A 13,258-nucleotide genomic window follows, 5' to 3' on the forward strand; every position below is an offset into this window, starting at 1 on the left:
TCGTCAGATCGTCCGGGTCATGAAGTAGCTGTGCGGGTCGGGGCCGTAGCCTTCGAACGGGCCGCAGGCGTCGAAGCCGAACTTCTCGTACAGCTTCCTGGCCTGCTCGAAGTGCTCGGTCGCGCCGGTCTCCAGGCTGAGCCGTTCGATGCCCATCGCCTTGGCCTCCGCCAGCATGTGGGTGAGGAGCAGGCTCGCGATGCCGTCGCGCCGGCGCTCGTGGGCGGTGCGCATGGACTTGATCTCGGCGTGCGTGCCGTCGATGCGCTTGATCGCGCCGCAGCCGACGAGCTGATCACCGTCGTACACCGACCAGAACGTGACCTCCGGGACCCGGAGCCTGTCGAGGTCGAGCGCGTACACGCTCTCGGAGGGGGTGATGGCGTGCATCTCCCGCAGGTGGTCCTCCAGGAACGCGGCGATCTCCGGGCCGCGGAGGTCGTCGAGCACGATCTTCATGTACTTGCCTCCAGTAGTGCGCACGCGAAGAAGCCCGGCGCGGAGGCTTGCGCGAGGTAGAGAGCTCCTGGCTCCAGGCCGGTCTTGTGGTCGTAGTCCATCAGATTGATCAGCCAGTCGGCGTTGCCGCAATGACCGTACCGGGTCATCGGCTCCTGGAAATAGAGCTTCCCGCGGGCGTGTCCTGCGGCCATCGCGTTGAAGGTCGCGATGGGTGCGAACAGGCTCGACGTGAAGATCTTCGCGACGTCCTCCGGCGCGCGTCCGGCCTGGCCGTACGCCTGGCCGAGCGCGGCACGCGCCACCGACTGCCGGGTCGCGAACGTGTCCTCGCCGACCATGCCGGAGAAGTCGGCGGCGACACCGGTCCCCGCGAGCGTGAGGCCGGCGTGGTCGGGGCTGATGAGGCAACCGGCCACGGCGTCACCGAAGACCGCGAAGGACTTCACCCGGTCGCGGTCGTCCGGTGTGAAGTCCAGCGCCACCAGGACGACGTTGCGCGCGCCCGCGCCGGCCAGGCCCCAGGCGTACCGCAGGGCCTCGATGGAGCTGCAGCACTGCTGGAGCGACACGATCGCGGGAACGCACGCGGTGAGCCCGGCGGCGCGCATGACGTCGACGGCGACGTCCCTGCCGAGCAGGCCGAGCACGCCGTCGGAGGTCGCGAGCACGAGCCGGTCCACCTCGGCCGCGCGGACGCCGTGCTCGCTCAGCACCTTCGCCACACAGTCCACGATGTACGGGGTGACCGGCCCGGTCATCTTGCGGTACGTGCCTGTCCCCATCGCGGCGAACGCGGTGTCCGGCGACACCGCGCGCCACAGGTCCTCGAACCCGGGGATGTCCTCAGGGCGGCCTTCGGCGTGACCGGTGACGCGGGCGAAGGACCCGATGGCCGCCACTCAGACCTCGACCGGCGCGCCGGCGTCGATCTCCTCGATCACCGACAGGATGCCTTCGACCTCGTCGAGCATCGGCACCCACTCGGGACGCAGCGCGATCTTCCCGTCGGCCTTCTCCTCGATGTAGTTGTTGACGAGGATGAGGATGCTGAGCGAGCTGATGCCGAGTTCGGCGCGTGACGTGCTCTGCGCGACCTCGTCGTAGGTGAGGTCCGGCGCCATCGGCTGTGTGCCGAGGAAGTCGACGAAGTTCTTCAGCCGGTCGTCGATCTCAGGCATTGGCCACCCGCCTGAACTCGTAGCCGTTGAGGTTCTCGGTGTAGATCCGGTTGTAGCCGTACCTGTCCTCGCCGGAGACCAGGACGCAGCCGTGGTAGTCGAGGCTGATCTCGTCGCCGAACTCGACCAGCCTGTCCACGTTCTCGTACACCTTGGTCTGCGGGATCACGTACCTGGAGGCGTAGCCGAGGCGGGTCTGGTCGCTGGTGTTCGGCAGGGACCCGTGGACGCATTTCTCGACGAACAGGACGAACTGGCCGGGTTTCATCTCCATGTCGACGACGTCGTCCTTCTCCGGGTCCCAGCTCGGGTCGATCTGGAGCTCGGAGTAGTCGTAGCCGAAGAAGTCGGTCTTGCGCTCCGGGCTCTTGTGGAGCCGCTTGTTCTCGTCGTAGAACCAGCGCTTCTGGCTGCCGCGGATGAAGCGCAGGCAGCCGTTCTCGCGTCCGGCCGGGGAGAAGGCGGTCCAGACGCTGACGTCCTGGAGGACCGTGTCGTCGTCGCGGCTGTAGGCGAAGTTCAGTGAGGGCGTGGCGGCGGTCGTGGTCTCGCCGACGATGTACTTCTCGACCTGGTGCCAGCCGGTGCCGGCGTCACCCGGCTGCTTCTGGAAGATGTTGGACTTCCAGCAGATGATGTCCTCGCCGAGGAGCGAGCGCAGCTTGTTCACGATCTCGGGCCGTGAGATGTGCTCGGAGAGCGTGTCGCAGTCCAGGTGCCGGTCATAGTTGATGATCGTCGAGTTGTGCGGCTTGTTCTTCGACAGCGCCATCTCGATCATGGCCTTGCTCCAGATCTTCTGAACCTCGCCGGGCTCGTACAGATCGAAGGGGCCGACGTAGCCGTTGTCCTTGAAGAACTGGACCTGCTCGGCGGTGAGCCCATCGGTCAGCGATGTCATCTGCCCGTACCCTTCTTGTCGAGGAGCCGTTGCGCGTTCTTCCCCATGAACAGGTCGCGGTCGGCCTGGGTCATCTCAGCCGGGAAGGCCCCTTCGGCTGTGAGTCGTTCCACGAAGTTGGTCTGCCTGCCCTGCAACCGGAAGATCGGCCAGTCGGTTCCGAACAGCACCTTGTGGTGGATGTTGCGGCGGAAGAACCGGTTGAGCCCCGCCACCCCGTCGGGGGCCTCGTAACCGCTGGCGTCGATGTAGACGTTCGGCCGGTTGTTGCAGAGCATCGCGCACTCGTCGGGGTAGTGGACGCTGCCGTGCGCGAGCACGAAGTCCACGCCGGGGAAGTCCCGCGCGGGCCGGTCCACGTAGATCGGCAGCGCGATCTCGAAGTCGAGGGCCGGGGAGGTGGCGCCGATGTGCGACAGCACCGGCAGCCGGTGCTGCGCGCAGATCTCGTAGAACGGGTAGAGCGCCTTGTCGTCGAGGCGGTAGCCGCACGGCGGGTAGAGCTTCATCCCGTCGAAGCCGTACTCGACGATGGCCCGTTCGAACAGCGTGATCCCGTCGGCCCCCCACCGCGGGTCGACGCCGACCAGGACGCGGAAGCGGCCGGGGTGCCGGTCGGTCACCACCTTGTGGTGGTCGACGATCTCCTCGATGGTGTGCGTGCCGTCCTTCAGCGCGTAGGTGAAGTCCGGCATCAGCAGCACGGCCTCGTCGATCCCCGCCTCGTCCATCTCCTTGACGAGCTGGTCGCACAGCGGATCCCGCAGGGTCGCGTCGTGCATGCGGCGCAGGTGTTCCTTGGGCGCCGGCAGGCCGCGCGCGTGCATGGCCACGGCCATGTTGTCGATGACCCCGTCGCGGAACGACGGCGGGAAGCACATCTCGGCCGCGACGTGGCAGTGAAAGTCGATGATCTTCATGAGCCCGCCTTCAGGCAGATGCCGACGATGTCGTGCACGTATTCGGCCTCGATGAACTCCATCACGTGGCTCGTGGTGTCGATGCCGGTCTGTTCCTCAAGGACGAACACGATGCTCATGAGCCCGATCGAGTCGACGCCGAGGTCGTTCCTGAGGCTCATGTGCGGCGCGACGTCCTTGCCCGGCAGGACGCCGGCGATGATCTGGCAGAGCTCGTCCTCGGTCACCTGTCCTCACCCGTCCAGACGGTGCGCCTGACCGCGCCACGGTCGATCTTGAAGTTCCTGGTCAGCAGACCGCTCTCCACGGTGAGCTCCTCCGCCGGGCGGACGAGGGTCGTCGCGATGCGGTGCGACGGCTCGTGGTCCGCGTTCATCCGTGTGATGTGCGCCTCGACCTCGGCCGCCCTGCCCGGGTCGTCCAGCCAGACGACACAGGCGAGCAGCGCGGCGCCGTCCGGCAGGGCCACCATGGCGCGGACGCCGGGAAAGGCGCGTTCGACGCCGGCCTCGAGCCCGGCCGGGTTGATCTTCACACCGCTCCGGGTGATGATCACGTTGTTCTCGCGGCCGGTGAGCCGCAGGAAGCCGTCCTCAAGGACCCCGAGGTCGCCGGTGACGATCCTGCCGTCGGGGAGGAAGACGGCGTCCTGCGTCCCGACGCCTTCGTACACGTACCCGGCGACCTGCGGCCGTCCGGCGCGCACGACGACCTCGCCGCCGTCGCCGAGTTCGACGGTGACGCCGTCCACGGGCCGTCCCGCCGTGCCGGCCCTGGCCGCACCCGGCACGTTCATGGCGATCCACCCGATCTCGGTGCTGCCGTAGATCTCGTACAGCGGCGCGCCGAGCTCCTGGAACAGGGTGACCATGGCCGGCGGCACCGGCGCGGACCCGGTGTACATGAGCCGCACCCGCGACCCGTACATCGACAGCCATCCCCGGCCCTTGTCCATGCGATCGGCCGGGCCGGCGGCCATGACACGGTTGTAGAGCACTTCGAAGAAGGACGGCGGGCCGAGGATGATCGTGGGTTCCACGACCTTGAGCGCCTGGAACATGATCTCCGGCGGGACGACGGTGGCCGCGCAGCCCGTCCAGATCGCGAGGTAGGTGAGGTAGCGCTGCTGGAAGTTCGAGTACGGCATCACGATCAAGATGTCGTCGTCCGTCGTGACCCGCCACGCGCGGGCCGACAGCTCGACGGTGTTGGCGATGCCGTCGTCGGTGATCATCAGGCCCTTCTGCGTCCCGGCGGTCCCCGAGGAGAACGCGATCGTGCGCACTCCGGGCGGCAGCGCCGGGACGTCGTCGTGCCGCGCCGGGCCGAGCTTGACCGGTCGTTCGGTTAGGACCGCGGTGGCCGCCGGCAGGCCGGCCCCGCCGGGGAGCGGCCGGGTCACCAGCAGCGCGGCCAGACGGTAGCGCTCGACGAACGCGCCGATCTCCGCAGGTTCGTGCCGGTTCTCGGCGGGGATGGCGACGGGGACGCAGCCGAGCGCGAGCAGCGCGAGGTCGGCGAGGATCCACTCGTAGGAGTTCGGGCCGAGCACCCCGACGAGGTCGCCCGGGCCGAGGCCGCTGTCGCGCAGCTCGGACATGAGCCGGACGGCGTCGTCGTGGATCTCACCGTAGGTCTTGACCAGCGTGGTCCTGTCGCGGGCCACGAACCGCATCCGCTGGGCGGGATGCTCGGCGAGCCTGTCCACCAAGGAGTCAGCGAACATGGATGTGTTCCTGGACGTACTCGACGGACCGCATGGGCCCGAGGCGTAACTCCTCGACCAGTGGCTTCAGCGGGCCGGGCTCCGCCGGGCCGTACGTGGCGTGGAAGGTGAGCGCGGGGCCGGGGCCGGGGAGCAGCAGGACCTCGGCGAGGCAGCGGGCCAGTGACCGCAGCCCGGCGATCACCACGTCCGGCTCGGCGACGACAACGGGGCCGTCGAGCGCGAGCGCGCCGACCTGCGCCAGGTAGGACAGCTGGAGGAACATGCCGTCGCTGTCGGGGAACGTGCCGAGGCCGCGGTCCACGTAACGCAGGCATTCGGCCAGGTAGTACGCGATGACGTCGGCCCTGTCCAGCCCGAGCGGCCCGGCCCACACCTCGGCGAGGACCAGGACGCCGAACACGTCGGCGGCCGTCTCCTGGAGCACCCCGACGGCCCATTTGTCGGCGGTACGCAGCGGGCCGAAGTCGGTCGCGGGCCGGTGCACGAAGTGGCCGAACTCGTGGCTGAGCACACCGAGCGTCGGAATGCCGGCGAACCGCTCGTCCGCCGGGTCGAACCCGTTCCCCCCGCGCACGTACCGCGCGGAGAGCGGCCCGGACACCGTGTCGAGGACGGCACGGTGGGTGTTGCGGAAGTAGTAGGTCTTCATGTACGGCGACCGGCCGACGCCCTCGTCCTCCGGCAGGAAGTACGCGATGTGCTTGGGGTGCAGGTTCCCCTCACCGGCCATGAAGAACAACCGGGTCGCGCCGAACGCCGGCAGGTCGCCGAGCCGGAGGTCGGCCATGAGCGTGCGCAGGTACGGCTCGACCTTGTCGCGCTCGGCGAGCGCGGCGTCCACCAACCGCTGTCCCGTCTCGTCGCGCCGGCAGGCGAACGCCGTCGGCAACCCGCCGGGGTCCTTCCCCGACCAGGTGCCGAGGTGATTGGCGACGACCGTCACGTCCTCACGCAGCTCCGCGAGCTCGCCCAGCGCCTCGGTCGTGTAGCCGTGCTCGACGGCGTCGGCGCGCAGCGCGAGCGCGCGCCGGCCGGCGTCGTCCGGCAGGTGCTTGGCGATGTCACGCATGGCGGAGGCGACCAGCGCCGGAGCGTGGAACCGCCGCGTGTCCTCCCCCGCCGTCTCCTTGACGTGCTGCCAGTCGGCGTCGACGACCGTCTTCAGCGCGGCCAGCCCGGTGAGGAAACCTCCGCCGAGGTCCGGCGTCTCGGCCGCGAGGTCGAGGCACGCCAGCCGGTAGGTCTCGGAAGGCGGCCAGAAGGCGCCGCGCCAGTGGCGGTAGGTCCCGGCGGCGGCCTTGTTGCGTACGTAGTCGAACCTCACGCGCCCTCCCTCGAATCGGCGGTGACCAGGGCCGCGCCTTTTTCGCCGATCATCATGCTCGCGGCGTTCGTGTTGCCGGAGATCATGGCCGGCATCACCGACGCGTCGATCACGCGCAGCCCGGACAGGCCGTGGACGCGCAGCCGGTGGTCGACGACGGACATCGGGTCGGCGCCCATCCGGCACGTCCCCACCGGGTGGTAGGACGTGTCGCCGTTCTCCCGCGCGTAGGCGACCAGTTCGTCGTCGGTCCGGACGTCCTTCCCCGGGACCAGCTCGAACGCGCGGTACGCGTCGAGCGCCGGATCCTCGACGACGCGGCGCGCGATGCGCATCCCGGCGACCAGCCGCGCGCGGTCGGCCTCGTCGGCGAGGAAACGCGGCCGGATCGCCGGAGGGGCCGTCGGGTCGGCTGACCTGATGTGGATGGACCCGGCGGACTCCGGCCGCAGCGGATAGACGCCGACGGTCATGCCGGGAGCGGTGTCGAGGCGCCGGGTCGCTCCCGCGCCGTAGCTGGCCGGGGCGAAGTGGAACTGGATGTCGGGCCGGGGCTCGGCGTCGGACGAGCGGACGAAGCCGTGGCCGAGCGCGATGGGAAGGCTGAGCAGGCCGCGGCGGCGCGTCAGGTACGTCGCGACCTCGCGGGCCAGGCGCAGGCCGCGCGAGCGCTCGTTGAACGTGATGGGACGGGTGACCCGCCAGCGCAGCCGGGTCGCGTAGTGGTCGCGGAAATGCTCGCCCACCCCTGGCAGGTGGTGCACGACCGGCACCCCGGCCGCGGCGAGCACATCGGCGGAGCCGACGCCCGACAGTTCGAGCAGGTGCGGCGACTGGACGGTCCCGGCGCTGACGATCACCTCGCGCCCGCAGTCGGCCTGCCGGCTGCCGCCCTGGTGGCGGTAGGTGACGCCGACGCAGCGTTTGCCGTCGAACCTGAGGCGGGTGACGTGCGCGTCGGTGAGCACGGTCAGGTTGGGCCGGCGCAGCGCACGGCGGAGATAGGTCCCGGCGACCGACGAGCGGCGGCCGCCGTCGTGGTTGACCTGGTAGTAGCCGAATCCTTCCTGGTCACCGGAGTTGTAGTCGGGGTTCTCCGGGTATCCGGCCTTCTGCGCGGCCAGCAGGAACGCGTCGCACAGCTCGTCGCGCTCACGCGGCAGTCCGACGCTGATCAGCCCTTCGCCGCCCCGGCTCGGCCCGCCGATCCCCGTACGCTCCAGGCTCTTGAAGTACGGCAGGACGCCGGCCCACGACCAGCCGGGGTTGCCGAGGCGTTCCCACTCGTCGTAGTCCTCGCGCTGACCGCGGACGAAGATCATGCCGTTGATCTGGTTGGACCCCCCGAGCAGGCGTCCGCGCGGAATGCTCACGCTCCGGCCGCCGATCGTCGGATCGGCTTCGGTCTCGAAGCACCAGTCGTACCTGGGGTTTCCCATGAGGATGGTCTCCGCGGCCGGGATCGACAGCAGCGGGCTGCGCCGCCGCGACCCCGACTCCAGCAGGAGCACCCGTGTGCCGGGGTCCTCCGACAACCGCGACGCCAGCACGCACCCCGCCGCGCCGGCCCCCACGATGATGTAGTCGGCCCGCATCTAACGGGCCGCCGCGAGAGTGGTCCGGTGCATCAGGCGCCGGTGGTTGACGTCGTCGTAGTAGGTGGCCATGTGCATGGCGCTGCGGTTGTCCCACAGGATGATGTCGCCGACCTGCCATCGGTGCCGGTAGGTGAAACGCGGCATCGTGGCGAACTCCTGCAGGAACGTGATGAGCGGCCGGCTCTCGTCCTCGTCCATCCCCTGGATGCGCCACGGCACGTTGCCGCCCACGTACAGGGCCTTGCGTCCGCTCTCGTCGTGCACCTTGACGATGGGGTGCGCGACGTCCGTCCAGTCCTCGCGTTCCTCGGCGGTGGGAGGCGGCCGGTCGGGGTAGTTGTAGGGCCGGGACTGGACGCGGCTGATGACGACCTTGAGGTCGGCGATCCGGTCCTTGACCCTGACCGGGAGCGCGTCGTAGGCGGCGTGCATGTTGCCGTACCACGTGTCCCCGCCGACCGGCGGGATCTCCCGCGCGTACAGCATCGATCCCGTCGGCGGGCCGGTCAGGTACGCGCCGTCGCTGTGCCACACGCGGCCGCTGTACGCCGAGCCGATCGGCTTGCCGTCTCGGGTCAGATTCGACAGGACGAGTATCTCGGGGTGGTCGTCGGCGTTGAACCGGGACCGTGTGTAGGTGAGCACCTCGCCGAACCTGCGGGTGAATTCCACCTGCTGCTCCGGGGTCATCTTCTGGCCCCTGATCAGCAAAATGGTGGTGTCGATCCAGGCCCGATAGATGCGCTCGAAGTCGTGATCTGAAATACGACCTGTGACATCGATTCCGCGGACTTCAGTGCCAATGGTTTCCGTAATGGGAATCAACTCGGGCATGGCTGAACCTCGCATAGACCCCGTAGCGGCGACGGCCGGAGCATACGACACTGTCACAGCGGCACACAAGATAGCAAGAAACTTTCACCAATCGATATAGGTCCCGCGTCCGGCCACGATAAGTGGCGCACCGAAACCCGCTCACCGGCACTGACTAGGTGGTTTACATGTTACAAACTCCTCACTTAAATACGAGCGACCCATACTGCGATTTCGGTCGGTCCAGCGCGATTGATACGACCCTTTGCCGCCCGTCGGCCGCGTGTTACGCTCTTGCCGCGTGTTCGATGGCTGGAAACTCAAAGGCGAGAAATCCATCCCACTGGCAAGGTTTAGACACCGGTTAGACCAGGGAGGGACAGGGTGCCGCGATCCAAACCGGAGCTCGCTCGCATTCACGACTACTATTGCCTGCCACGCTCCGTCGGCTCCGCTCATCAGAGCATCTACGACATCTGGGAGAACGGCGACGCCTTCAACGACTCCGTCACCCCGTCGACCTACGTCCCCGAGTACCGATCGCACATCACCCTCAAGATCCGCATGCTGACCGCGCCTGAGGCGACGGTGCTGTCGCTCGGCTGCGGCAACGGCTTCGTCGAAGCCGACCTGGTCGCGCACGGCCGCGACACGCGCGCCATCGACTGCAACGCCGAAGCCGTCGAGCTGACCAGGAAGAAGGGGGTCGACGCGCGCACCGTCGACTTCTTCGAGCTGCGCCCGGAGGACGCCGCGGACGTGTCGGCCGTCTACGCCGACGGCCTGCTCGGCCACCTCTTCGACGCCACCGAGGAACTGGCCCCCGCGCTCGGCAAACTCCGCGACCTGGCCCTGCGGCCGGGGACCTACCTGATCCTTTCCAACGACGCTCCACGCGACGGCAAGGCCGACTTCGCGCCGCACGAGCACGTGGACGGGTTCTGGTTCATCGCGAGGGACTATCTGCACAAGAGCCTGGCGTCTTTCGGGTTCGAGCCGGAAGAAAGCTACTACTTTCCTTACCAGCGGCCGGTGAGCGGCATGCGCAACCGCACGATATGCGTCGCGCGCGTACCCGGATGATCGGATCCTACCTTGCCAATGTCGGTTGAATTCGCGGAGCGACTGCTGCCGCGGCTTCCCGAGATCGTCGCGAGTCAGGGCACACCGTTCCACATTTACGACGCGCGCGGAATCGTGGCCGCGCACAAGGCGCTGGCCCGCGCGTTCGGTGAAATCCCCTACCGGCAGTATTTCGCGGTGAAGGCCTTGCCCAACCCGGCCGTCCTCGCGTTGCTGCGGGCCGCGGGAAGCGGTTTCGACTGTTCTTCCCCGGTGGAATTGCGTATCGCGGCGGCGGTCGGCGCGCGGCGCGGCGACGTCGTTTTCACCTCCAACAACACCACGCCGGCCGAATACAGGTCGGCACGCGACGCCGGCGCGCTGATAACGTTCGACGACAGGTCGTTCGCGGAGAAAGCCGACGAGCTTCCCGAGGTCGTCGCCTTTCGCGTCTCCCCCACCGGTCTCGCCGCCGGCTCCCCGCTCATGGGCGACGCGGCGCACAGCAAGTTCGGCGTCCCCGCCGGCGAGCTCGCCGCCGCGTACGCGGACGCGGCGGCCCGGGGCGCGCGGCGGTTCGGCATCCACGGCATGACGTGCGCCAACGAGCTCGACACCGGCCGCGCCGCGCAGGCCGCCGCCGACGTCATCCGGCTCGGGGCGCGTGTCGCCGAGGAGGCCGGGATCGAGCTGGAGTACGTGAACGTCGGCGGCGGTCTCGGCATCCCCTACCGCCTGGACGACGAACCCATCGACATCACCGCCTACGCGGACGAGATCCTCGCGGCGCGGGAGAAGATCTTCGGCGTCGACGGGCCGCGCGTCATCACCGAGATCGGCCGGTACGTGACCGGCCCGCACGGCGTCCTGGTCACACGCGTCATCAACCGCTGCCGCAAGGGCCACGAGATCGCCGGTGTGGACGCCTCGATGTCGTCGCTGATGCGGCCCGCCATGTACGGCGCGTACCACCACGTCTCCCTCCCCTACGCCGAGGGACGGCCCGCCGGCAGGTTCGACGTCGTCGGCGCGCTCTGCGAGAACATGGACAGGTTCGCCGTCGGCCGCGAGCTGCCGGAGCCACGCGACGGCGACATCGCGCTCATCCACGACACCGGAGCACACGGCCACGCCATGGGCTTCACCTACAACGGCCGCCTGCGACCCGCCGAATTGATGCTCACCGACGCCGGCGACGTGGTGGAGATCCGGCGTGCCGAGACCTACGAGGACTACATGGCGACCGTCCGCTGGGAGTTCGATCGTGGATAGAAGCATGGTCGAGACCGCCTTCGAGCGCCGGGACTCGTTGTCCGAGGACGACCTCGCGGCCCTCGCACCCCACGTCACCGCCGGCCTTGAGGCCCTCGACCGCGGAGAGCTGCGCGCGGCGCGGCCGGAGGGGCCGGAGTGGGTGGTCGACACCTTCGTGAAGAAGGTCATCCTGCTGTCGTTCCTGACCCGCCGGAACGAGGTCGGCGCCGGCGGCCCGCGACGACCGAAGAGCTTCGACAAGATGGCGCTCAAGTTCGAGGACTGGGACGACGACGCCTTCCGCGGGGCGCGCCTGCGTGTGGTCCCCGGCGGCGTCGTCCGCCACGGCGCGTACGTGGCGCCCGGGGCCGTGCTGATGCCGTGCTTCGTCAACGTCGGCGCCCACATCGGCCCCGGCACGATGATCGACACCTGGGCCACCGTCGGCTCCTGCGCGCAGATCGGTGCGCGCTGCCACATCTCCGGCGGGGCCGGCATCGGCGGCGTCCTGGAACCCCTCGGTGAGCAGCCGGTGATCGTCGAGGACGACGTCTTCGTCGGCGCGCGCTCGGAGATCGCCGAAGGGGTGGTCGTGCGGCGTGGCGCCGTGCTCGGCATGGGGGTGTTCCTCGGCAGGTCCACCCCCATCGTCGACCGCGCCACGGGAAAGGTCACCTACGGCGAGGTCCCCGAGAACGCCGTCGTCGTCCCGGGCTCCCGTGTCGACGCGAACAATCCCGATATTTCGATCTCCGCGGCGATCATCGTCAAATACGCCGACGAGCGCACCCGCGGCAAGACGGCCCTGAACGACCTCGCGCGCGAGTGAGTCCGTCGATGCCGTCGACGCGACCGACGCCGGCGCCGAGCGCGTTCGACCGGCTGCGCGCGCTGCTGGCGGGGATCCCCGCACCCCCTGGCGTCACCACGATCCCCCTGCATCTCGGCGAGGCCCGCCTCGTCACGCCGCCGGTGGACGGCCGTCTCCTCGGTGAGGTGGACGGCTGGACGCGCTACCCGCCGCTCGGCGGCACACCTGAACTCCGCGCCGCCTACACCGGCTGGCTGGAACGCCGCTTCGGCCCCCACCTGCGCGCGGCCGTGGACGAAGGATCGCTCGCCATCGAGCCGACCCCCGGCACGAAGCAGGCCGTCACGGCCGCCGTCACCCTCGCCGTCCACCCGCGCGCCCCGGCGGTCGTCCTGCCCAACCCCTTCTACCCCACCTACCACGCGGCGGTGCAGGCCGCGGGAGGCCGTGCGATCCTCTACGGCCACACGCCGGAGGTCCCCGCCGCCGTGGCCGCCCACCCGGGTGTCGCCGCGGTCGTCGTCTGCTCACCGGGAAACCCCCGCGGTGAGACGCACGCCCCTGCCACGGTGCGCGCCATCAGCGCGGCGGCGCGGGCGGCCGGCGCGCTGCTCGTCGTCGACGAGTGCTACATCGACCTCGTCCACGCCGCGTCGGCGCACGACGGGTTCCTGACGCCCGGCACGGCCCGTGAGACGGGACGCTTCCTGGTCCTGCACACCCTGTCCAAACGGTCCGGGATGCCGGGCCTGCGGTCCGGTTTCGTGATCGGTGACCCGGCGAGCGTGGCGGCGTACGCGAACCACAACCGCGCCTGCGGTGTCTCCCAGGCGGCGCCGGTGTGCGCGGTGGCGGCACGCCTGTGGGCCGACGACGCGCACGTCGCGCACCTGCGGTCCGCGGTGCGCGCCAACTGGGACACCGCGGACGAACTGCTCGGCGATCTGCCCGGTTACCAGCGGGCCGAGGCGGGATTCTTCCTCTGGTTCCCCGTACCCGACGACGAGGAGGCCGCGTGCCGGCTGTGGCGCGACGAGGCCGTGACGGTGATGCCGGGCCGCTACCTCGGCACGGCCACCGGCCTCGGCACCAACCCCGGCGCGGGTCACCTGCGCATCGCGCTCGTCCACCCGAGGGACCGCACCCGCGAGGCGCTGACCCGCGTACGCCGGGTGCTCATGAAGCCGTGACCACCAACGACCACAG

14 protein-coding genes are annotated in these 13,258 nt (G+C 69.4%); 4 read left to right on the forward strand and 10 right to left on the reverse strand.

From position 1 onward, the window contains the following. Positions 1–3: 3 nt before the first annotated feature. Genes NYZ98_RS24250 through NYZ98_RS24295 form a run of 10 tightly spaced genes read right to left on the reverse strand, consistent with a single transcriptional unit; the run spans position 4 to position 8,961 of the window. Positions 4–459 (reverse strand): GNAT family N-acetyltransferase, encoded by a 456-nt coding sequence (locus NYZ98_RS24250; RefSeq protein ID WP_262845321.1) that lies wholly within the window; start codon positions 457–459, stop codon positions 4–6. Next, entirely contained in the window at positions 456–1,361 is a 906-nt protein-coding gene (locus tag NYZ98_RS24255; protein ID WP_262845323.1) for a beta-ketoacyl-[acyl-carrier-protein] synthase family protein, read from the reverse strand. Before NYZ98_RS24255 ends, NYZ98_RS24250 begins: the two co-directional genes overlap by 4 nt. Further along, on the reverse strand, positions 1,362–1,640 hold the full coding sequence (locus tag NYZ98_RS24260; RefSeq protein ID WP_262845325.1) for a hypothetical protein: 279 nt from the start codon (positions 1,638–1,640) through the stop codon (positions 1,362–1,364). Then, complete coding sequence (locus NYZ98_RS24265; protein ID WP_262845326.1) at positions 1,633–2,541, reverse strand: chlorinating enzyme; 909 nt, start codon at positions 2,539–2,541, stop codon at positions 1,633–1,635. Before NYZ98_RS24265 ends, NYZ98_RS24260 begins: the two co-directional genes overlap by 8 nt. Further along, on the reverse strand, positions 2,538–3,461 hold the full coding sequence (locus NYZ98_RS24270) for an amidohydrolase family protein (RefSeq protein WP_262845327.1): 924 nt from the start codon (positions 3,459–3,461) through the stop codon (positions 2,538–2,540). The genes NYZ98_RS24265 and NYZ98_RS24270 overlap by 4 nt, the downstream gene beginning before the upstream one ends. Next, the gene (locus tag NYZ98_RS24275) at positions 3,458–3,688 is read right to left on the reverse strand and encodes an acyl carrier protein (RefSeq protein WP_262845329.1); all 231 of its coding nucleotides are present in this window, start codon (positions 3,686–3,688) and stop codon (positions 3,458–3,460) included. The genes NYZ98_RS24270 and NYZ98_RS24275 overlap by 4 nt, the downstream gene beginning before the upstream one ends. Further along, entirely contained in the window at positions 3,685–5,187 is a 1,503-nt protein-coding gene (locus NYZ98_RS24280; RefSeq protein WP_262845331.1) for an AMP-binding protein, read from the reverse strand. The genes NYZ98_RS24275 and NYZ98_RS24280 overlap by 4 nt, the downstream gene beginning before the upstream one ends. Continuing rightward, the gene (locus NYZ98_RS24285; RefSeq protein WP_262845333.1) at positions 5,177–6,514 is read right to left on the reverse strand and encodes a hypothetical protein; all 1,338 of its coding nucleotides are present in this window, start codon (positions 6,512–6,514) and stop codon (positions 5,177–5,179) included. Before NYZ98_RS24285 ends, NYZ98_RS24280 begins: the two co-directional genes overlap by 11 nt. Beyond that, on the reverse strand, positions 6,511–8,109 hold the full coding sequence (locus NYZ98_RS24290) for a GMC family oxidoreductase (RefSeq protein WP_262845335.1): 1,599 nt from the start codon (positions 8,107–8,109) through the stop codon (positions 6,511–6,513). Before NYZ98_RS24290 ends, NYZ98_RS24285 begins: the two co-directional genes overlap by 4 nt. After that, the gene (locus NYZ98_RS24295) at positions 8,110–8,961 is read right to left on the reverse strand and encodes a TauD/TfdA dioxygenase family protein (RefSeq protein ID WP_316249601.1); all 852 of its coding nucleotides are present in this window, start codon (positions 8,959–8,961) and stop codon (positions 8,110–8,112) included. A gap of 348 nt (positions 8,962–9,309) precedes the next feature. On the opposite strand from NYZ98_RS24295, the gene NYZ98_RS24300 reads away from it, so the two are divergent. The 4 genes from NYZ98_RS24300 to NYZ98_RS24315 are packed head-to-tail and all read left to right on the forward strand — an operon-like array spanning position 9,310 to position 13,242. Beyond that, on the forward strand, positions 9,310–10,008 hold the full coding sequence (locus NYZ98_RS24300; protein ID WP_262845339.1) for a class I SAM-dependent methyltransferase: 699 nt from the start codon (positions 9,310–9,312) through the stop codon (positions 10,006–10,008). Positions 10,009–10,026: 18 nt separating this feature from the next. Next, complete coding sequence (locus NYZ98_RS24305; protein ID WP_262845341.1) at positions 10,027–11,259, forward strand: diaminopimelate decarboxylase; 1,233 nt, start codon at positions 10,027–10,029, stop codon at positions 11,257–11,259. Then, positions 11,252–12,070 carry a 2,3,4,5-tetrahydropyridine-2,6-dicarboxylate N-succinyltransferase gene (locus tag NYZ98_RS24310; protein WP_262845342.1) on the forward strand — a complete coding sequence of 273 codons (819 nt, stop codon included), beginning with the start codon at positions 11,252–11,254 and terminating at the stop codon, positions 12,068–12,070. Before NYZ98_RS24305 ends, NYZ98_RS24310 begins: the two co-directional genes overlap by 8 nt. Positions 12,071–12,078: 8 nt before the next feature. Further along, positions 12,079–13,242, forward strand: coding sequence for an aminotransferase class I/II-fold pyridoxal phosphate-dependent enzyme (locus NYZ98_RS24315; RefSeq protein ID WP_262845344.1), 1,164 nt, complete (start codon positions 12,079–12,081; stop codon positions 13,240–13,242). Positions 13,243–13,258: the final 16 nt, after the last annotated feature.

Origin of the sequence: Sphaerisporangium corydalis (assembly GCF_025506355.1) — a bacterium.
Taxonomy (GTDB): Bacteria; Actinomycetota; Actinomycetes; order Streptosporangiales; family Streptosporangiaceae; genus Sphaerisporangium; species Sphaerisporangium corydalis.